Below are 21081 nucleotides of genomic sequence, written 5' to 3' on the forward strand. Positions count from 1 at the left end.
AATCAACCCACCCATCTTTGGCATATTTTGACCCCTTCAGCTGCGTTTGTCGAAAAGGCGTCCGCCCCTATGCTTTGACATACATTCTCATTAACGGGTACTCCGCCGATAATCACCTTGACTGAATTTCTAAGGCCCGCATTGTTCAGTCCATCAACCGTTTCTTTCATACTATCCAGCGCTAAAGTCAGTACGCCGCTTAAGCCTACGATATCAGGGTTAACCTCTTTAACCTTGTCCACGATCTGGCTAACCGGAACATTGATCCCCAGGTCGATCACCTCGAAATTTGCGGCTTCAACCATGGATCTGAAAATATTTTTGCCGATATCATGAAGATCTCCGAAAACGGTAGCCAGGACAATCATTCCGCCTTTTGCTGAAGATCCTGCACTTAAAACCGGTTTGAGCTTGTCCATTACGTTTTGCAAAACTTCCCCGGCGAAGACCAGGTCTCCGATAAAGTACTCGCCCGAATCATAGCGTTCACCTACGAGCGTCATACCTTGCTGACAGGCTTTAACAACTTCTTGAACTTCGGCGGCGTTGTCGTCTTTGCTTAGCACTTCATCAATCGCCTTGTTTAACACGTCTTCGTCCAAATCGGACATCGCTTGAATCAGGGCTTTCAAATCCATCACTTCAAACCATCCTCCTTAAACTTTTTACAGCTATTTTTTAGTCTATTGATAATAAAGTTTGCTGTCTATACAAGTAAATATATCATAGATAAAATTTAATAAAGCTTAGCGCTTACTAAGGGTATAATTTATATATTTTAAATTTTCAAAATTATTTACCGTATTATTTATACAACAGTTTTTACCCAATTTCATTGTGGATTATTTTTATTGGCCTAACAAATAATAACAAATAATTTTTATATTATTTGGAAATGCTTTAATTATCCTTATTTTCTGACGATTCCTTTGTTTTGCTTTTCTGATAATCAAAGACAGAGTGTGTCTTGATTCACATATCTTCAGAAACAGAAATGATATGATAAGGTATAGGGGAATCTGTATGTGGAGGTGATTGCAGTGTTTGACTATTCACATTTCCCATGGGAGCCTTCATCTGAAAAACTATTTGATTTTATGAAGACGAATGGTCAACGTTTTACTGTAAGCAAAGGACAAAGAGTCATAAATACCGGTGAAGAAATAAACTACATCCAGTGTGTCGAAAAAGGAACATTGAAGACCATGATGTTAAGTAAAGACGGAAGACAAAGAACAGTGAGTATTATTCAAGCCGGAGGAATTTACGGTTTAGTTCCCGTACTTCTGGAAGTAAAATCGTCTCCCCTTGAGATAAGGGCTTGTGAAGACAGCACAATTTGTTATGTCACGAAAAATCAAATTTTTGAAGGAATTAATGGTAACCCCATCTTGGCCTTTGCTTTTATGGACTACTTGAGTAATTACGCTATTGCGCTTGTAGAAAATTTCGAATCCTTATGGTTTTTCCCTCCAAGACAGCGGTTTTTACTATTCTTACGTAATCTTTATTCACTCAATCACTCAGAATATGATAATTGGTATAAAGCCCCATATATCCTTACTCATCAAGAGATTGCAGATTCTATTGGTGCTACACGAGAATTTGTTACGAAGCAATTCTCTGATTTAAAAAACAAAGGTATGATCAAAGTAATAGATCGAAATATATATTTTCCCGAAGACTTCAAATCATGGGTTGAATCCCAATTATAAACTGGCCTCATTTATTCTACTGCAAAGTTATGCATATCAATATCTTCTGGAATTTCAGGCTCCTGAGGAGTTTGGGATTCCATATTAATTTTTTGGGCACTTAAGTCTGCAACAGAATTAGAATCTATGTTCTGCCAAAAGATCAAACTGATTATTACAAGTGTAACAACACATAAGGCATGGTTTAGGATATCACCGATATTGTATTTATTATTCATTTTCTCCCTCGCGTTGATTTAATTACACCTACTCGTTTTTATTCATCGGCATTTGGTGCTGGGTAACTTTCTCAGGTAAGTGCACGAGTTTTCCGAGTCTACGCCTGATTTTAGCGCAAATATCCAGAAAAGCACCTACTGGACAGAAGCAATCGCACCAGAACCGATAGATAAAGATGGACCCCGTCATAATCACAAGCAATAATAGCCAATTAAGAAAAGTCCCTGTAAGCCCAAACAACGTGCCAAATGGTTCATAACTACCAATAGCCGGGTTCCGGTACAGGAAAGTTAAAAGTAAGCCAGACCATAACAGTATCTTAGGCAATAATTTCAGGAGCTGATTAGATACCCTTCGGCACTTGCTGCGACCTCTTACCATACTTGTTAATTCTTGTACTCCCCCGAAAGGACACAGCCAGTAACAGTATAGGTTGCGTCCTGAAAAAAGAGCGATTCCTAAACCACCTAGTACGATTACATACCAAATCATATTACTGTGTATAGAAGGCCAATACCCCATCAATAATGCCGAGATAGAGGATAAGGAAATCTGGATTTTAAGCCAGAATCCAAAGATAATGACTGCAGCAAGTAAAGTAATATACCGCATTTTGGACTTTTTCCACACCAAGCTTAGGACCCATACGGCTAAAAGCAGAATGATCGCGCTTGCTTCCGCTAACCCAAACTTCCAGGATTCCGGCTTTTCCGATATGCTTAGACCAAGTTGATTGACTGCCACTTCGTGACTTCCCTGTCGTACAGCATTGGCGATAGCCCTGGAACTTACCGTGGCCCCGGTGACGTAATCAATGTCAGCACCCAGTTCAATCGGATCATTTGCTTTTATGTTCTTAAACTGATCCAGAAATTTTGCCTTTAAGACTTTGTTCAAAAAACTAGGCGTCTCTCTGCTCTCCACAACCACAACCTGTTGGATCTCCCCCAGCGGATCAATTACTGCAGCTACCTTCATTGGCCCGCCGTAACCATTGGCCTCTCCAAATACGACATAATAATGTTCCTTGCCGTTGCTTTGATCCGTTTTAAAAGTTGGAGGGTTGTTACTTATTTTTTCAAAGTTTGTTTGCGGCAAAATCTGTTTCATGTAAAGGAGTTCATCCTTCTCTGCTGCCATATTGGAATATGCCAAAGCCCCAATCAATATAGCAACCGCAACAACTATCATTATGCGTTTTAACATTACTGCTTCCTCCAGAAGTGTGACTAATAACTAGGCTGACAAATGAAGTAAATAAGAAACCTAATAATGATATGCCGACTCCCGCTTGGGAGCCGGCAATTCTTTTGTAGTTCTACTTACTTCCTTGGAAAGAATTTATTAGGATCCTGTGCCCACCAGCTTGCCACATCTTTGGGTTCTGAATAGCCTAACATTTTTTCCATCTTGACAAGCGTGGATCCTAGCGTCGGTGCCAAATGCGCTGCTAACTTATGCATTTCAGTTTTGGGTTTATTGTACGGACAATAATGAACACAGTTACCACAAGCACTTATGTTATGATCATCCCAATAGGCTTTGCATTTACAAGCATCAATCGGCCACTTTTTAACACCAGAATTTGTAGTGGAATATACGGCTTCGGCAGTACGATTATTATCCTTGGGAATAGACCCGGAAGGACAGTTATCAGCGCAAACCGCACAGGTCTCGCAGAACTTGGTCACTCCCATATCTATAGGTTTATCCGGCTGGATAGGCATGTCGGTGATAACACCACAAATACGCAGACGAGGTCCAAAGTCCGGGTTGATAAGCAGACCATTCCGTCCCATTTCCCCCAGCCCTGCATCGACAGCCATCGGAATTCCCAAGCCTGGTCCATAACTGCCAAATGGCCAAGCACGGTAACCCATATAATTAATAAAGAGGGCCAAGTGCATAATCAAGAATTTATCAAAGCTGTATGCCCGATACGTTTCAGCTACTTCAACACAGGAAAGGGTACGCTGGTAGGCCTCGTAGTCCATTTCAATACCACAGACGATAACGTTATTCATCTCTTGAGGCAATTCATCATCTACATTCGGCAGTTGTAATTTCTTTCTTTCTTCGGGTGTCATCACCGGCCCCAACAGGCCTTTTTCAAGACCAAACACTTTTGTAAACAAGTCTTTGGCATCCGTCTTCCAATTCTCAACGTGATACCTGTGACTGTAAAGCCAATTCCGATTAAGCTTACAGGTTCCCACAACGCTTGCGCCGAAATGTTTAGCGGCCATTTTCACAGTCTGGGCTGCTTCTTCCGGAGTCGTCTTGTATGGTTGTGTTAATCCCGGAGGCAGTTCTGGCTCCCACAGGTGCGACGCAGCAAAGCTACCAACTTTAAACATCAACGCGGAACTCATAAATAATGATAGATCGCGATGATCAAACCCAGGTTTTGGTGTCCCGGTAGCAATATTTTTTAAAGTATCATGAAAGGCTGTCATCCCTTGTGGGCCAAACATATAAAACGACTGGCTTTCATCCCAATACCCGCGGGAATGAGCGTTATTTCTATTATCAAATCGCCCGACTTCACCTTCAACCTCATAAGGCGGTTTATCCACTCTGGGGTATTCCAGCGCACTCGCAGCACCGTCTCCAAGTAATTTCTCTCTTGCTCCGGGCGTAAGTGTCAATATACTGGTCAGGGCTCCAGTCAGTGCAGTACTTTTCAGAAAGGACCTTCTGCTAAGTTTCTTAGACATTTTATGCTTTTTCTCCTTTCATTAACTTGGCAATCGTTTTTTTTCCAAAAGATTTGCTGACCAATAATTGAGCAACAGCAACGATAACGACCCCAATAATACCCATCAGGAATAATCCGACTATTCCGGCTTTGGGCTGCCCCTCCCATACTCCCATGTAGAGCCAATATATTAAAAAATCTACATAGAGTGTAACAAATATTGATAATACCCAGCTCCAGATGCCGAACTTGCGGTTCTTCTTCTCCACAGACTTTTTGTATAATTGAATAAGCAATACCGTAGCAAGACCCAAAATATATGCGATGATTCCACCCATACTATCTACCACGTCTCCCTTCTTCTCTACTTTTCCTTTTCTTTGTAATTTTTGCTTTTTTACCAATTTTTTGTGACCTGAACCTAATAAACACAATCATTAATGGGAACTTTTCATGTATTTTTCACGCTATATCCCCTCCTTGTAAATACTTTTTTCAACTTCATACGTCATCCGCTTCATAATATAAAGCATAATGTTAGAATTTTCTGTGTTACGATACACATAACAAGAAGCCCACTCAAAAGTATAATCTTGAGTGGGCCCTGGTTTGTATTTTTTTACCATCAACAATCCAAAGTCAGTACTTTAAAACTTCATTAATCATAGAAGCTAATTTTGAAAGATTGTAAATGTAAATTTTATCTTTTGTTTTTTTGAGTATTCTCTGCTCTTCTAGCATTTTAAACAGTTTACTCACTGAAACATAATGAGTTCCAGTAATGTCTCCGATAGTTTTTTGCGTTAGTTTGGTGTTTATAATGTAATAATTGTCCACAAGCTTTCCTTCAGAGATACAGAGATTATAGATAAACCGTAATATTCTGCTTGACGGCCGGTAATAACTTAAATCCCTTGTTTTTGCCATAAGACAATAAGACTTATCAAGAATATTTTGAATAACTTCCAGAAGTACCTGTTTATCCTCATTAAATATTTCCAGAATATCTTCAAGCGCAAAAAAATAAACCGTACTTTTTCTGATCGCATAAACCTGAACTTCGCTATTGTCTTCATTTGAATTGATTGTTGCCCCGATCGTTTTTTCATTAACATGAAAAAGAAATTTGGTACAGCCATCATCTGAACCAATGCTTACACCCAGGCATCCGGACTTGACATAAAGAATAGAATTAGCATTTTTACCCTGTGCTTGAACGATTGCTCCTTTAGGAAATATACGTTTATGTGCCAGATGCAAGTACTTCTCTAGTCTTTCAATTTTTTCAAAATTCTCAAGCATATAAGGCCGGGGAATTTGCTTATTATTAATATCATCCATTATCTAATTCCTCCTTTTGCATATACTAATATCCTTTATCGATTCTTATGTTAAGATTAGATTTAGCAGGAGGTTAATAAAAGTGTATAAAATTAGTTTTAGATAATACAAAAAGATTAGATATTATGCCTTCACCTGCTTAAACAAATGAAGAATTGGGTCTAAACTTAGTTTATCAGGAATTATTTTATTTTAAAGAGTTTGTCAATTATTAGAAGACGAAATCAATATAAAAGATAATATATTTTTATCTTGTGTATCGGTAACATAAATTATGAATATATTGTTCATTTTCTTAAATTTTTTAATGGTAAAGCTAAGTGTATTTTTTTTTACATAGCAATTTGTCTCTGATAACATTCGGATATAACAACTTAGGACTATTCCTTCCACTATTATATCCGAAGGGCTATCAGAGACATTATGCATTTTCTTACTAAATTTTCCCTTGAATTTTACATACTCAATGAGTTAATAACGTTCAGGCCACTCTAACCACCATTTGTACTTCTCAATCTGTTCAGTACCATAGCCAAACATATCGTCAACCTGTTTAAGCAAACTTGACGCAGTTTCACCGTGACTACCGAGAAATGTACCGGCCTGATGGAACCAGGAGTCTTCTTTGGAATTCCATGGACAAACCTTCATGCAGCGTCCGCACATGGACCCTTCTTTATTGGTTACACGGAATTCAACGCATTTCTTAATGTCACTCTGCCAACGCAAAATACCATTCTTTTCAATATAATCTTCGTCTTGGGTAATCGCTCCCGAAGGACAATTATCGGCACATTTTTTGCACACCCTGCAGAAATCCTGAGCGCCGAAATCAATTGGCCTATCTGGAGCTAGCGGCAAGTCCGTGGTCACAGCGGCAACTTTGTTGCGGAATCCAAGTGTTGGGTGAGCTACACAGTCACCTGTCCTTGTCATCTCTCCCAGTCCTGCGGATATCATACAAGGAGCCATGATCGCGGCATAATTGGAAAAATGATGCGCTCTGGCGTTGTAACCAAGATTACGGATATAGTTTGCCAAAATCACCGTAATAACGGCGGTTGCATGGTAAGAACGGAATGATTGGGAACCGCTGATGCCGTCATAGCCGGTAGATGCCAGCATGGTCTCCAAATGCTGATCAGTCATGACAACGATGACATAAGGCAGGCTCTCTGTGACAGGTACTGATTTAGACAAGTCATCTTTCATCATATCTGCAAGAGGAGGCGCCTTGAACTCATAGTATGCAAATGAAGGCATTTTGCCGATGCCGACCTCATCAGCCCTTAAGAAATAGGCGCAGTCTTTGATATGCTGGGACATCTGTTCAGGGTCGGGAATATTCAATTTTTCAGGGGCGGTTTTTCCAGAGACCATCGGAGCTAAGCTTAAAGTAAACTTGGCTAAAGCATCTCCCAAAGGATATTTTGCAGCAGCATGGTAAAACATGTTCGCCTTAAAAGCCGCCTCGGAAACCTTATGGCGGAAAACCAAGTTGAATCCCTGATCTGCCTCATGGAATTTTTTTATAGGACCAACAATCTTGGTTGTGCCCAACCATTGGTCGTTAAAATCAGCCATTTTAACTGAGGCGCTGCCGTAATTCGTCGGATGAAGCTTCGACTGTCCTGCGGAGTTTGACACCGTCTCGGCGGCTTGCACCGGCAAAGCATTTGCCATACCAAGAATACCCATGGAAATAGCTGAGGCTGCTCCTGCCTTTAGGAAATTACGTCGGTTTATCCTTAGCTCCTGCTCCTGTTTCTGCCCTTCTTGTTTTTCAATAGACATCCTTTTTCACCTCTTTAAGCTTCTAAGCTTGTATTTGCTTTTTTCTGTTGTTTACCGAAAAATCCCAAGAGTCTTGCTAAGACTACTGCTAGTACAACTGAAATACCTAAAAACAAAAAGATTGCTGTACTCGTTGCTTTGACATGCCCTACGCTCGCATTAATATAAATGAAAGAAATCCCCATCCAAGTAATTGCATACCATGCGACGTATAAAACCCAATTAAGAATAGTTTTCCATTTTTTGTCCGTATTTGCTCTAGGTTTAATAAATAGTAGGCCGGCTAAAAAAAGAACACCCGCTAGAAACACCAAAAATGTACCCATATTTCTCCTCCTTTATTTTTTATTAGCAGCTTCCGCAATTGCTCTGATTCCGGAAACCACAATTTCCAATTAAATATAGCATTTATTCTAAAAAAAACGCTTAGTATTTCTTAAGCGTTTTTTGATTAAAATTTAACTATATTAACATCATGGCAGGCCATAAATTCCTCCTGCTCTTCTGTCGGAATCCCCAGGGGGATGACCGCTTGGAAAAAACTAAAATTCGGATTCGAATCCGAACTTGGCAGGCCACTTTCTCCACCCCCAAAAGAAAAGACGCCATTTTTATTGACGTCCTTCATTGGGGCTAAGTTGTGATACAGCCCCTTTCTCAAATATTTGGTGGTTTCCTGGAGTAATGATAGATTTGTAAGCCAAAGCGGCAATGACAATTATTAACGGAAATGTTACAAATATACGTATTCCTGACTTTTTCTTTTTTACTTTTCGTGCCATACTCTAAAACAGCTCCTTATTCTGTGCTGATATTATTCAACCACAGAACAAGGAGCTATTTTGGAATTCCAGCTTATGAATTTCTTAAGATTTTCTTATAACGGTATCTGGAGTTTCACTGTGATATACATGTTCTTTGCGACACTACTGCATCCTAATAGTTGTAAAAATAGGAATAAAACTTTATTAAGGAGAAAATCACCGTATCTTAAGGTTTTATTAAGACATTTCTTTTTTAAATATCCTAGAATAAACAAGTTAATTACAACGGAGGTGAATTTAGTGATCATTACGATTTTAATGTTTATTATAGTGTCGATTACATGGTTTATTAGTACTTTGCCCTTCTTGGTTCCATACCATATACTACTGACCTCTCAAAGCAGAAAGATTGGCTATAAACTGTCAATTGAACATATTGTAATCGTATATATCTTTGTGTACTACCTTACTGGTGTTCTAGATTTTACTGGTATTTATACCATTTTGAGGGATATCGTTCATAACAGCTTTGGTATAATAACACCAAAGGGGTTGAATATTCCACCTGATGAGATTAATCTGATTCCATTTCGTTGGCTTACAGAGGGTGTTCGCCCATACATAGAAAATATATTACTTTTTATACCTCTTGGATTTATGCTTCCATGTATTTGGAAAAAGTATGAAGTGTTATGGAAAACAGCATTATCCGGTATTACATTCTCTCTTATCATAGAATTGAGTCAATTGTTCAATAGAAATAGAGTAACGGATATTGATGATTTACTGATGAATACTCTCGGAGCGTTAATCGGATGGGTAATTTTTAGGCTGCTGAAAGAACATTTATCAAAATTACAGGACAAGGTTTCTGTCCAAAGTACCAATATCGAAAAAATTCCCTTACTCCTTCGTGAAGAGGCATGTTTTTATATGGCCTGCGCATTCGCCGGTATGTTCTTTGTGTATAACCCATTTTTAATTTACCCATTTTTAAGATCTTTATTTAATTAACAAAAAGACACGCTATCTGACTTATGCAGATAACTTGTCCTTTTCTTGCTTTTGTGGAAGCACGACAGTAAAGACTGTCTTTTCTGTATTACTTTGCACGAAAATATTGCCTCCATGCGCGTTTACGATTTGTTTGGCAATAGCCAATCCAAGCCCGGCACCGCCTGTATTGGCAGAACGGGATGTGTCCAGCCGAAAAAATTTCTCAAATATCGTTTCCAGTTTTTCTCGTGGGATAGGATTACCTTGATTCGTAAAAGTTATAACAATATTTTTGTCCTGCTGCTGAGCAGAAATGTCAATGACGCTGTTTTCATAGCTATAGGCCAGCGCATTTTTCAGGATGTTATTGAACACCCGGGCCAGTTTGTCTGCATCTCCCCACAGGGTGAGTCCATCGGGCACATTGACGGACACCTGCTTTCCTTGTGGAGTCAACATGGGATAGAATTCATCCGCCATCTGCTGGAGCATGAACTGTAAATTGATTTTTTCTTTATTCAAAACAATTGTTTGAAGATTAAATCTTGTAATCTCAAAAAACTCATCGATAAGCTGCTCTAAACGATAAGCTTTTTCCAAGGTAATACCGACATATTTTGCCTTCTGCTCAGGAGGCATATCAGGAGCTTCATCCAGAAGACTTAAGTATCCTATAACGGAGGTCAGAGGTGTCTTGATATCATGAGCCAAGTAAACTACCAAATCATTTTTGCGCTGCTCGGCCTCAAGCGCGGCTTTCTTTTGTTTTCCCAAGTTGTTTTTCATCTGATTAAGCTTATTTTCCATAAAATCCAATTCCGGTGCCAAGATAATTTCAGCATTAGATTCCTCAGCAAGTTTATCCATTCCGGCGCTGATTTCATCAAAATATTTTGTGAACCAAGAGACAAAAAACCGAAGAAGGATAACTAAAAAAATCAGGCTTACAACAATAAGAATCATATCCATATTGTTGCGAATCACCAACTGATAGATTGTCAGGGCGTCTGAATAATTAAAATGAAAAGCATTGACTAAAAATTGAACGATAAGATCTCCGAACTGTCCACGCAGGATTTCGCGCAACAGAAAAACAGTCACAGCAGCGGCAACTGTGATCAGACTGATTTGCAAAAATACTTTCCTTTTTAATTTGGAATAATCATTCTTTCTTTTAGCTCTCTTACTCTTCAATTTTATAGCCAACCCCCCATACCGTCTTGATATATTTTGGATGCTCCGCGCTATCTTGCATTTTTTCCCTTAAATGCCGGATATGAACCATTACCGTATTATTGCTGTTGCTGAAATACTTGTCTCCCCATACCTCTTGGAACAATTCTTCCGAACTGACTACCCGTCCGCGGTTGGAACAAAGGACCCAAAGAATGGAGAATTCAGTAGGAGTGAGAGCTAGCTTTTTTTCATTCAACGTACATTCATGGGTGTCCATGTCCAATACCAGGCCGGAAAAAGCAATCAAGTGTTCTTCCTGATTTCGCTCTGAAGAATTATATTTGGTAAATCTCCGGAGCTGCGCCTTGACACGGGCAATAAGCTCCAAGGGACGAAACGGCTTGGTGATATAGTCGTCCGCACCTAAGGTCAGTCCGGTGATCTTATCGATTTCTTCTTCTTTGGCTGTCAGCATGATAACCGGAAAGTTATGCTTTTCCCGGATTTGCTGACAGATAGAAAAACCATCTACATCAGGAAGCATGACATCTAAAATGGCGAGATCCAATCGTTCACTTTCAATGCAGTTAAGAGCATCCTTGCCGTCATAAAATTTTAAGACATTATAATTTTCGTTTTTCAGATAAACTTCTACCAAATCGGCAATAGCCTGTTCATCATCAACTATTAAAATATTTGCGGCCAAAAGCGTCATCTTCTTTCTTTTAAGTATATATCCCCATAATTATTATACCGCAAAGCAATAATCCATTTTATAGCTTTTTACTTATTATAATCTTAAGAATTTCTGAATATCGCGATACTGATAGTAGGCCATGTCTACCCATCTGCAATCAAAACCTTGATTTTTGGACTTTTCACTATTTTATCCCCCTAAAGAACAGTAATAAATAAAAAACGAAAACTATTAAATTGTTTTCTATTCGCCTTTATCCGGCCTAAGTTAACGCTTTTGTAACAAATATAGTTAAAGTCAACCTAAAGCATATTGGTAGATCAGCTCCCGCAGCGCCTTTTTGCCGCCAACCCAGCTGATGATGCTGTTCGTGGGCAAGACAGCCATTGTCAAATGCTTGCCGATTAGCATCTTGCGTTTTCGTTGAAATTCATTATCAGAACAACCGCTATTGACAAACCACCTAATATGTATTACTGTATAGCGGTAGTAAGTGATACAAAATATTAGTCATACAGAATAGTAAGGGGTGATTGTGTTGGAAAACCTAACGGAAATGCTCAAAGGCGTGTTGGAAGGTTGCGTGATGGAAATCATCAGTCGGGGGCAAACCTATGGCTATGAAATCACCCGCAAGCTCAATGCTTTGGGCTTCACAGATGTTGTGGAGGGAACGGTGTACACCATCCTGATCCGGCTTGAAAAAAACAAGTTGGTGGAGACCACCAAGAAGCCCTCCGATATGGGACCGCCGCGCAAGTTTTTCGTGCTCAACGACGCGGGGCACAAGGAACTCCGGAAGTTCTGGGAAAAATGGGAGTTCGTATCATCAAAAATTGACGAGTTAAAGGAGAAAATATAATGAATTTTTGGGAAAAAATCACAGGCAGTGACATGACTAAAGAATTGAAAACTTTTGAATTGCGAGCCCAAAAGCTGCCGGCTGATTATCAAGCGGCATGGGAAAAAATTAAAGCCAATCTTTGGCCGCACTCAGATTTCACCGGTCGCAACCTCATGCCAATTCTTGACGGTGTGCTTGGCCTGCTCGAAGAAACGGCTGCGGACGGTCAGCGTGTCCAAGAGGTTTTGGGTGACGATATCAAAGGCTTCTGTTCAGCGCTGGCCGGCGAAGAAGGGGCAAAGTCTTTTCGCGACAAGTGGCGCGAGCAACTCAACAATAATATCGCTAAAAAATTAGGTAAATAGGAGGATAAAATGCGAATACAAGATATTATCGAAGGCAAAAAAGAGTGGCGGGCGCACATGGCGCGTGTCAAAGCGCTCCCGCAAGATTATCAGTTTGTTTATAAAGAGATTCAAAAATATCTCTTTAAGGTCGGCCCTGTTGAGCTAACCGAAGGGACGGGCTTGCTCTCGGGGATTATCGATCTTTTTGAAGAGGGCGCGGCCTTGGGGAAAGGCGTGCTCGAAGTGACGGGCAGTGACGTAGCGGCTTTCTGCGACGATCTAATCAAAGATTCAAAAACTTACGCTGACATCTACCAAGAATCTATTAACCAAGAAGTTAACAAGGCCATGAAAAAGGTGACGGCAAAAACAAAGTAAAGGGGTGATATGGGGATGGAAAAAGCAATCCAAGTGAAAGCGCTGCAAAAGTCTTACAAGCAGCTTCATGTCCTGAAGGGCGTGGATTTCGAGGTGGAAAAAGGCAGTATTTTCGCCCTGCTCGGCTCCAATGGTTCGGGCAAGACAACGATTGTCAAAATCCTCACCACGCTGCTCAAACAGGATAGCGGAACTGCCACCGTCAACGGCTTCAATGTTGCTTCAAGGCCTGACAATGTGAGGCAGTCGATCAGCCTGACCGGTCAATTTGCCGCCGTGGACGAGATTTTGACCGGACGGGAAAATTTGATCATGATCGCGAGGCTCAGGCACCTCAAAAATCCCCGTCAAGTCGCGGATGATTTACTGAACCGCTTCGGTCTGAACGAGGCCGCTGACCGCAGAGTTTCCACCTATTCGGGCGGTATGCGCCGTAGGCTGGACATCTCCATGAGCCTGGCAGGGAAACCGCAGCTCATTTTTCTTGACGAGCCGACCACCGGGCTTGACCCCGAGGGGCGCATCGAGGTTTGGAAGACGGTCAAAGAGCTTGCCGGCCACGGCACGACAGTATTTTTAACGACACAGTATTTGGAGGAAGCTGAACAGCTCGCCGACCGGATTGCCATTCTGCATGAAGGCCGGATTATCATCAGCGGCACGCTTGCTGAGCTGAAAAAGCTGTTCCCGCCCGCTAAGGTGGAGTATGTGGAAAAACAACCGACCTTGGAAGAGATATTCCTGGCCATCATCGGCAAACGTCCACGGATGGACTAATGCCGCGGTGCCATGGATGGCAAAGAGCGGTAAAAAGGAGGAGAAGTAAATGGAAGCGATAAAAATGAATACAGTAAAGCAACACTTTTTCAGCGATATGAGCGTTATGCTGGGACGTTCTATGCGCCATATTTTCCGCAGCATGGACACCATCATCACGGTCACTATCATGCCGATAGCGTTTATGCTGCTGTTCGTCTATGTGTTCGGCGGTGCCATTCAAGCCGGCACGGATAACTATGTGAATTATCTGCTGCCCGGTATCCTGTTGATTGCGATTGCCAGCGGTATAGCGTATACAGCTTTCCGCCTGTTTATGGATATGCAGCGGGGCATATTTGAGCGCTTCCACTCGATGCCGATTGCGCGTTCGGCTGCGCTGTGGGGGCATGTACTGACCTCGCTGGTATCCAATGCGATTTCGGTTGTCGTTATCATTCTCGTAGCGCTCATTATGGGCTTTCGCTCGTCAGCAGGCGTATTGTCATGGCTTGCCGTGGCGGGTATACTCGCGCTGTTTACCCTTGCCCTGACCTGGATCGCAGCGATTGCCGGACTGTCCGCCAAATCAGTGGACGGTGCAAGTGCCTTTTCCTATCCGCTTCTCTTCCTGCCGTTTATCAGTTCGGCCTTTGTGCCGACCGAGACGATGCCGGCGGTCGTTCGCGCCTTTGCCGAAAATCAGCCGGTGACCTCGATCGTGGAAGCCATCCGAGCGTTATTGTCCAACCAACCGGTTGGTAATGATATATGGGTTGCTCTTGCGTGGTGCGTTGGAATTATGTTTGTGGCCTATATCTTCGCGATGAGGGCGTATAAAAAGCGGGTGTAAAAATCAACGTTTTTGTATCCAACCTCAGCACAGATGCATATTCCTAACGCCATCTATAAAACCACATCCTTTTGACCACTATTCGTCCTCAGAACTTAAGCTCGATTTTGAAGTCTTAAACACAAAATAAAACGAGTTGGATTGAGGTGGATTTCAGTCTCTGGGGCAGCGATGAAAACAAGATCTCCAATTTCATATTATAAAAGACGCCATCCTAAGCCGCCAAATTAACGCCTGGTATCTGCAAGCCTTCTGCTTAACCAGAAGCACATATAGAACCTTCAAAATCGCACGAATGTCTGATGTCCTTATGACGCCCAAGTCTTTCTCAGAAAGAATTAGTACAATTTTTGAACTAACTACAAAAGATATCAGTACTTGAAATAATTAATTCATGGTATTACCATTCTAATTGATAAATGATAGTGATTCACTTTTTAGCAGTAATGACATATAGATTGTCTCTAAAAAATACCTTCTGTGTTACATTTAATCCGGCTTTTTCTAACTCTTGCTCCATAACCGATGAAGGTACCCTAATATGCAATGGAGGGCCATCCATTGCGCCTTCACTTTTTTCATATTCCAAGCACAAAAGTTGCCCGTTCTCTTTAAGCACACGGTTAATTTGCCGCATGGTCCTGGATAACGGCTGAACTTCATGTAATATTAATGAAGCAAGCACAATATCAATCGAATCATCTGATAGCGGAATATTATCAGTACTGCCTTTGACCAAGTGATTGACTATATTGAAAATCATTTAACCGATGATGATCTATCTCTTGAAATAATTTCTGAATATGCTGGGGTTTCTGACCTTGTTTTAGTAATAGAATCATACCTTAACATTTAAATACAGCCTTAGACAAAATACCTTTGTTTTAAAGGCATTTGTCTAGGCTGCAAAAGTATAGAACTATTAGATTAGTCGACATAATCCATGTGGAAGTACATAATGATTATTTATACTTACTGAAGTCACAATCTATTTTTTCTTAAACTCGTTTTTAGAAGCTACTGTATACTTCCTGCAGAATTTATCTTTGCCAAGCAAAAGATTTGTGGCAAACATTGATTCGATGAGATTTGTATCCGATGGATTAACCACCGCGCTATCCATTCCTGCAGCCACCGCCAGTGTCAAAAAAGTCCTGTTAATCAGACTTCTGTTAGGGAGTCCATAGGAAATGTTGCTTAAGCCTCCAGTAATATGAGCCTCAGGATAAGTTGCATGGATCGTCCTTATGCAATCGAATACAACGTTCCCCGCCTTCTGGTCAGTGGCTATTGACATGATCAGCGGGTCAATGTAGATTTTGCTGTCCTCTATACCCATTGCCCGAGTGGCCGCAAAAATATTCTCCAGCACATGCATCCTTTCTTCAATTGATTTGGGCATGCCAGACATTGATTCATCCATAGACAGCGCAATTACAGGACAGTTCCTTTCTTTTATGAAGGGTAAAAAATCATCGAGTCTTTTCTTATCTCCATTGATGGAATTAATCATTGGGGTGGACTTAACCACTTTCAATGCTTCTTTTATCGCTGATGGAGTTGAACTATCAATACATATGGGCGTATCCGTTACAGCCTGAACAGTTTCTATTAGCCAGATAATATCGTCCGTTTCTCTTTCAGGATCTGTTCCCGCATTGATATCCAGAAAATCTGCGCCCGATTCAGCTTGGGAAAGTGCAATGCTCTGTATATAGCTTGCATCTCTGCTTATAATTGCTTCTTTGATAATTTTTCTTGTGCCGTTTATTTTTTCACCAATGAATATCATACTTAACTCCTTACTTGTATTCTTTAGCTGCTTTAAACATGGCTACCATATTCTCAAATTTGGCATTTGCAGGAGCGTCGCAACCAGGTGTTATAAACAATCCTTTGTATCCAATATCATCTATCAGATCCGTGACATATTTATAGACTGTTTCCGGTGTTCCAGTTGCAAGCAATTGCGACGGTACATCTCCCATAAGTGCAACGTGATCCCCCAATACTTTTCTGGCATTTCTCATGTCAGTCATTCCGTCGAGGTTCAGGATACTCATTTTTTCGGGAATTTCTAGGAACCTCTCTATATCTCTATCCCAGTTCTGGTCTAAGTGAAAACATGGGGTAAATCCATTTTCTACCAGAGCCATACCCATCTCTTTCATATATGGCCATACAAGATTGTTCCATATTTTTGGAGATACAAGTGCACTTGCTCCTCTCCATCCGCCTACCCAGCAAGCTTTTCCGTGAGTTGCTTTCATTATATTCAACATATCTCCAATGATTGCGGGCATCATGGCATCCTGGGCAGCTTTAACTTTATCCGGCATTTTATAGCAATCCATAAAAAACTGGTTCATTGACCTACCGCCACAGAGTATCTCAAAAGGAGGACTGAAGGCTGCTGTATTTACGGAAGGATAACCTGCCGATATATGTTTTTCTGCATTGATTTGTCCAAACTTCTGCGAATAGTCCATAAATTCTCCCAATTCACTCATATCAAGAACTTTTGGCAATATTTTCTGCTGCAGAGCTGGATATCCTTTATCTAATATCAGATCGTAATCCTCATTCTCCATTACTTTCTTCTCAGAAACCTGCCATAAGGAGTTTTCCGGAAGTTCTCTCCCTGGCATGTTTATTTTAGACAGCCATAAAGTCGACAGGATGACGTTAATAAATCCGCCACCAGACATATTGAGACAATCTATTGGAGCAAGCTCGTTAATTTCGTTGATGTATGCGATCGTTGTTTCAACATTTTTGTCAGGATTATTAGCAAACTCTGCCATGGTAATACCCATATGTCCGGCAGGTGTCGCTCCGCCTGCATAGCATGTAGTAGGGCTGTCATTTTTAAAATTTATGGTCTTTTCTATCTTTTCATTTCTCTCTAAAAACAGCTTACTTGGCATCATAATCCCATCAGCTCCTTACATACCGTGACTGCATCCTGTGCGTCCTTGCCAAATCTATCTGCTCCGCAGTATTCTACCACACCTTGGTCAACCGGACCGCCGCCGATCATGATTTTGACTTTGTCTCTAAGCCCTGCTTCTGTTACCGCATCAACAGTTTCTTTAATAGCATCGTAGCTGGTTGTCAGAAGACAAGAAAGTCCCAAGACGGTTACATCCGGGTTTTCCTTCAGTGCGCTTAGAAATACCTCAGGGCTAGCATCCACTCCCACATCGATAACCTCGAAATTTCCAGCACTAAGCATAGCTACTACAAGGTCTTTGCCAATATCGTGAATATCTCCTAATACTGTCCCCACGATAACCTTTCCTGCGCTCTCTCCGCTTTGACCCTTGAGATAGGGAGCTATCAGCTCGCCGGCTTCTTTGAAGATAGCTCCTGACATCATAAGATCTGACACAAAGAAATCACCACTTGCGAACTTGTTTCCCACTTCTATCATTCCTGCTTGACATTCTTTTAGAATATTCAGCGGACTTACACCGCTCTCCAGCTGTTTCTGAACTTCTGCCATTAGATTGTCGTCTTCAAGATTTGCTAGCATTTGTGCGATACTGTTCATTTCAAAACCTCCATCTTTCTTTTGTTAGATTTATGATTAACTCCCGAGAGTTAATACCATTTACTAATGGTGAAGAGATTAATTGTCATGGACATGTCCATTGTACTGACTATGCTCTTTATGGCTTTCTAGTTTTACATCGTAACCGATCAGAAACTGTTTTCTACATTTATCACATATTTGATCCAACGTCCGAATTGAGGTTTCCTCATCGACATTGTGAACAATAGAGTTTATTATCAGCTTTATTTCGTTGTATGTTCCGTCGCCCGAGCACTCGGAGTTTACGGGGATATCTTTTCTATATATGCTCAGCTTTATATAATCCTTTTCCCCGCCTGTGAAAATAGCTTTGATATGTCCAATAAAAACGTCATCATTTTTTGATAATTCTTGAGCATACTTTTCAATTATGTAGCTAGTAATATCTGTCCATCTTTTCACAATTGTTGGGTCCGGCAATTTTAGTTCTAAGATAAATGTAATAGGATTGAATTCATTCTGATACATGCAAACCCCTCAATTCCTCAAAATATTGTCTATTTTTTCTTTAAGTTGTGGATTTATGTAGACACTCTCATAAATTGTGATCACAGGACAAGTTGCATTCTGTTCCTTCAGAACCTCATAAGCAGCTTTTACAACCTGCTCATCTACAAGTTCAAGCTTATTTATCAGAATAAAATCCGCTTTCTCAATGCTAGCGAAAAGGAGCGGTCCCAATACTGTAAGGAACATATCGAGCCTGGTTAGATCAAATATAAAAAAATCAGAGATTTGTTTTCTGTCAATTCCGAGATTGCTTAGTGAATTTATTGTTATTCCAGGGTCTGCAGCGCCACTGGGTTCGATTACAATAACATCCGGATTATAGACTTCAAGTTGCTTCAGAGTGGATTCCAGACCAGATGCCATAGTACAGCATATACAGCCGCCAAAAATTTCCCATACATTGTATCCAAGCTGCTTCATGTATCTGTTGTCTATCCCTATTTCTCCCACTTCATTGATGATTAGCGCAACTTTTATATTTTTTGATGAAAGATACTCTATCAGTTCTTTAATAAATGTAGTTTTTCCTGAACCGAGAAATCCAGAAGTTAAAAAAATCTTGCTCACGACACACCTCATTTACTTACCTGTACGTATATGTATGTATGTATAATATATTCCCTATATTTAATCATGTCAATATAAAATTTAATGCCTTTGCAATAAAAAAAAAGCCCCTCGGGCTTAAAATATTTTTCTGCTGTCATCCTCCTCAGGAGTCGCTGCTTTTATTGAATAGTATTGTTTTTTTATATAAAACCTATTGATATTAAGTATCTGATTTGTATCTCTCTTTATTATCTTCTTATTGATTAAAAAAATGGCATCTCCTGGTTGAGTTTCCAGGCATTTTGCTACATTTAGAGGAGCTGCAATAACGTTGATTTCAAGTTCCTTTCTGATGCTAAAGGCCAATTTTGATTCTAAAGCTTTGGAATAATTGGCAAAGTTGAGTATATCTTCAACAACAGGCTTCTTCGATATATACGGTGAGATAACAATTTCAAGCGCTATTGGTTTGTGCTCGCAAAAAGACAGCCTCTCAAGAACAACCACCTGATCGCCTGACTTCATACCAAATTCGTATCTTGTCTCCGGGTCAGGCTCTTCCACTCTTACTGAAATCAGCTTGATTTCATCAGTTTCACAGGCAAGGGAATCAAAATCGCTAAATCGAAGCTGAAAAATATCGATTTCAGGCTTTCTGACAAAGTTACCTTTTCCGGGAACAGAGTATATATATCCTTCGTTTGAGAGCAGCGAAAGGCTTTTCCTGATCGTCATTCTGCTGACAGAATACTCTTTCATCATTTCAGATTCAGATTTTAGCATATCACCTGGTATTATCAAACCTTCCATTATTTTCTTTTTAATTTCCTCAACAATCGTTAAATAAAGTACATTCGTCATAATCCTCTACCTTACGTCCATTTCCTTAATCCAATTTTCACATATATGAAGTCCTTCGTAAGCGTCATTGGTAGTAGCATCTGCATTACCAATGCGGTAACATTTCTTATTTATTACAGCTCCACCCACAATTATCTTAAGTGAATCTCTATGTCCCGACTTCTCTATTGCTTTAATTGTTTCAAATATATAATTGATCGATGTAGTCAGCACACAGCTGATACCCACAATATGTGGTTTAAATGCTATAATTGCCTCCACATATTTTTCCGGCCTTACATCGACTCCTAAATCCATAACTTTAAAACCTTCTGCAGTCAACATTTCAATCATGATGTCCTTGCCAATATCATGGATATCTTCAGATACAGTCCCCATAAGGATTCGTCCTTTATATGTAGTGTATTTATTTGTATTGTATGTTTTCATCTCGTCAATTGACAAGACCTCTTTCATTAACATCCCGGATACAATAAGATCTCCAATAAAGGATTCTCCCGCCTCGTATTTCTTGCCGATTTCATATAATCCGTCCAGCATAGACTGATAGATTTCTTTCGGGGATACACCTTCATTAAGCATTTTCTTAACTTCGGCCTCAGCTTTATCAACATTCAGTTCGCTGACATATTCGACAAGATTATTTCTCAAAAACATCACCCCCCTACGTACATGTACATGTACGTATATTTATTATACACACATACTGCTATTTTGCATATGTTTTGCACACCCTCATAATTAATTATACCGAATTGATATATAAACGCCTTACAGTCACTAGACGAACTTTCCTAAGAAGGGAGCAGGCAAAATCTGAAATATTCTGGTATATTGAGGTCTACTACAAAAGAAAAAGGCTTCATGCCGGTAATGGATACAAAACTCCGGAGGAGTATATGATTCAATCTATGGTTTATATTTCCACCCCTCAAGATGTTGTCATATATTCAGTGCAACTGTATAATCTATAATACGAACACACGTT

28 protein-coding genes are annotated in these 21081 nt (G+C 40.3%); 8 read left to right on the top strand and 20 right to left on the bottom strand.

The window, feature by feature from the left end; all coding sequences use genetic code 11:
- Window positions 1-2: 2 nt before the first annotated feature.
- Window positions 3-641 carry a cobalamin B12-binding domain-containing protein gene (locus DHBDCA_RS05525; protein WP_015043203.1) on the bottom strand — a complete coding sequence of 213 codons (639 nt, stop codon included), beginning with the start codon at window positions 639-641 and terminating at the stop codon, window positions 3-5.
- Between the two features lie 384 nt (window positions 642-1025).
- On the opposite strand from DHBDCA_RS05525, the gene DHBDCA_RS05530 reads away from it, so the two are divergent.
- Window positions 1026-1715, top strand: coding sequence for a Crp/Fnr family transcriptional regulator (locus DHBDCA_RS05530; protein ID WP_242824977.1), 690 nt, complete (start codon window positions 1026-1028; stop codon window positions 1713-1715).
- 11 nt (window positions 1716-1726) lie between these two features.
- Here the strand turns inward: DHBDCA_RS05530 and DHBDCA_RS05535 are convergent, their stop codons facing one another.
- From DHBDCA_RS05535 to DHBDCA_RS15215, 9 genes are all read right to left on the bottom strand, one after another.
- Window positions 1727-1933: a hypothetical protein gene (locus DHBDCA_RS05535; RefSeq protein WP_015043205.1), complete on the bottom strand. Its 207-nt coding sequence runs from the start codon at window positions 1931-1933 to the stop codon at window positions 1727-1729.
- Window positions 1934-1961: 28 nt separating this feature from the next.
- Complete coding sequence (locus tag DHBDCA_RS05540; protein WP_015043206.1) at window positions 1962-3140, bottom strand: FMN-binding protein; 1179 nt, start codon at window positions 3138-3140, stop codon at window positions 1962-1964.
- A gap of 116 nt (window positions 3141-3256) precedes the next feature.
- The gene (locus DHBDCA_RS05545; RefSeq protein ID WP_015043207.1) at window positions 3257-4651 is read right to left on the bottom strand and encodes a reductive dehalogenase; all 1395 of its coding nucleotides are present in this window, start codon (window positions 4649-4651) and stop codon (window positions 3257-3259) included.
- A 1-nt stretch (window position 4652) separates the two neighbouring features.
- The gene (locus tag DHBDCA_RS05550; RefSeq protein WP_242824978.1) at window positions 4653-5036 is read right to left on the bottom strand and encodes a dehalogenase; all 384 of its coding nucleotides are present in this window, start codon (window positions 5034-5036) and stop codon (window positions 4653-4655) included.
- Between the two features lie 235 nt (window positions 5037-5271).
- Window positions 5272-5973: a Crp/Fnr family transcriptional regulator gene (locus tag DHBDCA_RS05555; RefSeq protein WP_015043209.1), complete on the bottom strand. Its 702-nt coding sequence runs from the start codon at window positions 5971-5973 to the stop codon at window positions 5272-5274.
- Window positions 5974-6444: 471 nt separating this feature from the next.
- Window positions 6445-7767, bottom strand: a complete 1323-nt coding sequence (locus DHBDCA_RS05560; RefSeq protein ID WP_015043210.1) for a reductive dehalogenase — start codon at window positions 7765-7767, stop codon at window positions 6445-6447.
- Between the two features lie 14 nt (window positions 7768-7781).
- Window positions 7782-8093 carry a hypothetical protein gene (locus tag DHBDCA_RS05565; RefSeq protein ID WP_015043211.1) on the bottom strand — a complete coding sequence of 104 codons (312 nt, stop codon included), beginning with the start codon at window positions 8091-8093 and terminating at the stop codon, window positions 7782-7784.
- 125 nt (window positions 8094-8218) lie between these two features.
- On the bottom strand, window positions 8219-8395 hold the full coding sequence (locus DHBDCA_RS15210) for a DUF3102 domain-containing protein (protein ID WP_015043212.1): 177 nt from the start codon (window positions 8393-8395) through the stop codon (window positions 8219-8221).
- Window positions 8379-8549 (bottom strand): hypothetical protein, encoded by a 171-nt coding sequence (locus DHBDCA_RS15215; RefSeq protein ID WP_343205479.1) that lies wholly within the window; start codon window positions 8547-8549, stop codon window positions 8379-8381. Before DHBDCA_RS15215 ends, DHBDCA_RS15210 begins: the two co-directional genes overlap by 17 nt.
- Window positions 8550-8831: 282 nt before the next feature.
- Between DHBDCA_RS15215 and DHBDCA_RS05570 the strand changes: the two genes are divergently transcribed.
- Window positions 8832-9545 (top strand): VanZ family protein, encoded by a 714-nt coding sequence (locus DHBDCA_RS05570; protein ID WP_242824979.1) that lies wholly within the window; start codon window positions 8832-8834, stop codon window positions 9543-9545.
- Window positions 9546-9566: 21 nt separating this feature from the next.
- Here DHBDCA_RS05570 and vanS read toward each other — a convergent pair whose 3' ends face one another.
- Together vanS and vanR are read right to left on the bottom strand one after the other, a co-directional pair.
- Entirely contained in the window at window positions 9567-10721 is a 1155-nt protein-coding gene (gene vanS, locus DHBDCA_RS05575; protein ID WP_041225774.1) for a vancomycin resistance histidine kinase VanS, read from the bottom strand.
- Window positions 10711-11409: a VanR-ABDEGLN family response regulator transcription factor gene (gene vanR / locus DHBDCA_RS05580; protein WP_041225775.1), complete on the bottom strand. Its 699-nt coding sequence runs from the start codon at window positions 11407-11409 to the stop codon at window positions 10711-10713. Before vanR ends, vanS begins: the two co-directional genes overlap by 11 nt.
- Window positions 11410-11935: 526 nt before the next feature.
- Between vanR and DHBDCA_RS05585 the strand changes: the two genes are divergently transcribed.
- The 6 genes from DHBDCA_RS05585 (at window position 11936) to DHBDCA_RS15705 (ending at window position 14960) form a co-directional block, all read left to right on the top strand.
- Window positions 11936-12262, top strand: coding sequence for a PadR family transcriptional regulator (locus DHBDCA_RS05585; protein WP_015043217.1), 327 nt, complete (start codon window positions 11936-11938; stop codon window positions 12260-12262).
- Window positions 12262-12609: a DUF1048 domain-containing protein gene (locus tag DHBDCA_RS05590; protein WP_015043218.1), complete on the top strand. Its 348-nt coding sequence runs from the start codon at window positions 12262-12264 to the stop codon at window positions 12607-12609. The genes DHBDCA_RS05585 and DHBDCA_RS05590 overlap by 1 nt, the downstream gene beginning before the upstream one ends.
- 9 nt (window positions 12610-12618) lie before the next feature.
- Window positions 12619-12969 carry a DUF1048 domain-containing protein gene (locus DHBDCA_RS05595; RefSeq protein WP_015043219.1) on the top strand — a complete coding sequence of 117 codons (351 nt, stop codon included), beginning with the start codon at window positions 12619-12621 and terminating at the stop codon, window positions 12967-12969.
- A 15-nt stretch (window positions 12970-12984) separates the two neighbouring features.
- Window positions 12985-13746: an ABC transporter ATP-binding protein gene (locus DHBDCA_RS05600; RefSeq protein ID WP_015043220.1), complete on the top strand. Its 762-nt coding sequence runs from the start codon at window positions 12985-12987 to the stop codon at window positions 13744-13746.
- A 64-nt stretch (window positions 13747-13810) separates the two neighbouring features.
- Complete coding sequence (locus DHBDCA_RS05605) at window positions 13811-14578, top strand: ABC transporter permease (protein WP_041225898.1); 768 nt, start codon at window positions 13811-13813, stop codon at window positions 14576-14578.
- Window positions 14579-14819: 241 nt separating this feature from the next.
- Window positions 14820-14960, top strand: coding sequence for a WYL domain-containing protein (locus tag DHBDCA_RS15705; protein ID WP_242825005.1), 141 nt, complete (start codon window positions 14820-14822; stop codon window positions 14958-14960).
- 48 nt (window positions 14961-15008) lie between these two features.
- On the opposite strand, the gene DHBDCA_RS05610 is transcribed toward DHBDCA_RS15705, so the two are convergent.
- The 8 genes from DHBDCA_RS05610 to DHBDCA_RS05645 all read right to left on the bottom strand — a co-directional run bounded on the left by DHBDCA_RS05610 (window position 15009) and on the right by DHBDCA_RS05645 (window position 20750).
- The gene (locus tag DHBDCA_RS05610; protein WP_015043222.1) at window positions 15009-15341 is read right to left on the bottom strand and encodes a class I SAM-dependent methyltransferase; all 333 of its coding nucleotides are present in this window, start codon (window positions 15339-15341) and stop codon (window positions 15009-15011) included.
- A 225-nt stretch (window positions 15342-15566) separates the two neighbouring features.
- On the bottom strand, window positions 15567-16370 hold the full coding sequence (locus tag DHBDCA_RS05615) for a dihydropteroate synthase (RefSeq protein ID WP_015043223.1): 804 nt from the start codon (window positions 16368-16370) through the stop codon (window positions 15567-15569).
- 10 nt (window positions 16371-16380) lie between these two features.
- Complete coding sequence (locus DHBDCA_RS05620; RefSeq protein WP_015043224.1) at window positions 16381-17508, bottom strand: uroporphyrinogen decarboxylase family protein; 1128 nt, start codon at window positions 17506-17508, stop codon at window positions 16381-16383.
- On the bottom strand, window positions 17505-18131 hold the full coding sequence (locus DHBDCA_RS05625; RefSeq protein WP_015043225.1) for a cobalamin B12-binding domain-containing protein: 627 nt from the start codon (window positions 18129-18131) through the stop codon (window positions 17505-17507). Before DHBDCA_RS05625 ends, DHBDCA_RS05620 begins: the two co-directional genes overlap by 4 nt.
- A 78-nt stretch (window positions 18132-18209) precedes the next feature.
- A complete protein-coding gene (locus tag DHBDCA_RS05630) occupies window positions 18210-18641 on the bottom strand; it encodes a hypothetical protein (RefSeq protein ID WP_041225777.1) in 432 nt (143 codons plus the stop codon).
- A gap of 9 nt (window positions 18642-18650) precedes the next feature.
- The gene (locus tag DHBDCA_RS05635; RefSeq protein ID WP_015043226.1) at window positions 18651-19250 is read right to left on the bottom strand and encodes a GTP-binding protein; all 600 of its coding nucleotides are present in this window, start codon (window positions 19248-19250) and stop codon (window positions 18651-18653) included.
- Window positions 19251-19367: 117 nt separating this feature from the next.
- A complete protein-coding gene (locus DHBDCA_RS05640) occupies window positions 19368-20093 on the bottom strand; it encodes a GntR family transcriptional regulator (protein ID WP_015043227.1) in 726 nt (241 codons plus the stop codon).
- 6 nt (window positions 20094-20099) lie between these two features.
- Window positions 20100-20750: a cobalamin B12-binding domain-containing protein gene (locus DHBDCA_RS05645; RefSeq protein WP_015043228.1), complete on the bottom strand. Its 651-nt coding sequence runs from the start codon at window positions 20748-20750 to the stop codon at window positions 20100-20102.
- Window positions 20751-21081 lie beyond the last annotated feature (331 nt).

Origin of the sequence: Dehalobacter sp. DCA (genome assembly GCF_000305775.1) — a bacterium.
Lineage (GTDB): Bacteria > Bacillota > Desulfitobacteriia > Desulfitobacteriales > Syntrophobotulaceae > Dehalobacter > Dehalobacter alkaniphilus.

Bases quoted from the DNA above. Each gene is read 5' to 3' on its own strand.
- DHBDCA_RS05590 (WP_015043218.1), top strand. From the start codon at position 12,262: ATGAATTTTTGGGAAAAAATCACAGGCAGTGACATGACTAAAGAATTG.
- DHBDCA_RS05595 (WP_015043219.1), top strand. From the start codon at position 12,619: ATGCGAATACAAGATATTATCGAAGGCAAAAAAGAGTGGCGGGCGCAC.
- DHBDCA_RS05540 (WP_015043206.1), bottom strand. From the start codon at position 3,140: ATGTTAAAACGCATAATGATAGTTGTTGCGGTTGCTATATTGATTGGG.
- DHBDCA_RS05615 (WP_015043223.1), bottom strand. From the start codon at position 16,370: ATGATATTCATTGGTGAAAAAATAAACGGCACAAGAAAAATTATCAAA.
- DHBDCA_RS05640 (WP_015043227.1), bottom strand. From the start codon at position 20,093: ATGACGAATGTACTTTATTTAACGATTGTTGAGGAAATTAAAAAGAAA.
- DHBDCA_RS15215 (WP_343205479.1), bottom strand. From the start codon at position 8,549: ATGGCACGAAAAGTAAAAAAGAAAAAGTCAGGAATACGTATATTTGTA.
- DHBDCA_RS05630 (WP_041225777.1), bottom strand. From the start codon at position 18,641: ATGTATCAGAATGAATTCAATCCTATTACATTTATCTTAGAACTAAAA.
- DHBDCA_RS15210 (WP_015043212.1), bottom strand. From the start codon at position 8,395: ATGAAGGACGTCAATAAAAATGGCGTCTTTTCTTTTGGGGGTGGAGAA.
- DHBDCA_RS05565 (WP_015043211.1), bottom strand. From the start codon at position 8,093: ATGGGTACATTTTTGGTGTTTCTAGCGGGTGTTCTTTTTTTAGCCGGC.
- DHBDCA_RS05600 (WP_015043220.1), top strand. From the start codon at position 12,985: ATGGAAAAAGCAATCCAAGTGAAAGCGCTGCAAAAGTCTTACAAGCAG.
- DHBDCA_RS05605 (WP_041225898.1), top strand. From the start codon at position 13,811: ATGAATACAGTAAAGCAACACTTTTTCAGCGATATGAGCGTTATGCTG.
- DHBDCA_RS05535 (WP_015043205.1), bottom strand. From the start codon at position 1,933: ATGAATAATAAATACAATATCGGTGATATCCTAAACCATGCCTTATGT.
- DHBDCA_RS05610 (WP_015043222.1), bottom strand. From the start codon at position 15,341: ATGATTTTCAATATAGTCAATCACTTGGTCAAAGGCAGTACTGATAAT.
- DHBDCA_RS05555 (WP_015043209.1), bottom strand. From the start codon at position 5,973: ATGGATGATATTAATAATAAGCAAATTCCCCGGCCTTATATGCTTGAG.
- DHBDCA_RS05645 (WP_015043228.1), bottom strand. From the start codon at position 20,750: ATGTTTTTGAGAAATAATCTTGTCGAATATGTCAGCGAACTGAATGTT.
- DHBDCA_RS05545 (WP_015043207.1), bottom strand. From the start codon at position 4,651: ATGTCTAAGAAACTTAGCAGAAGGTCCTTTCTGAAAAGTACTGCACTG.
- DHBDCA_RS05625 (WP_015043225.1), bottom strand. From the start codon at position 18,131: ATGAACAGTATCGCACAAATGCTAGCAAATCTTGAAGACGACAATCTA.
- DHBDCA_RS05620 (WP_015043224.1), bottom strand. From the start codon at position 17,508: ATGATGCCAAGTAAGCTGTTTTTAGAGAGAAATGAAAAGATAGAAAAG.
- DHBDCA_RS05560 (WP_015043210.1), bottom strand. From the start codon at position 7,767: ATGTCTATTGAAAAACAAGAAGGGCAGAAACAGGAGCAGGAGCTAAGG.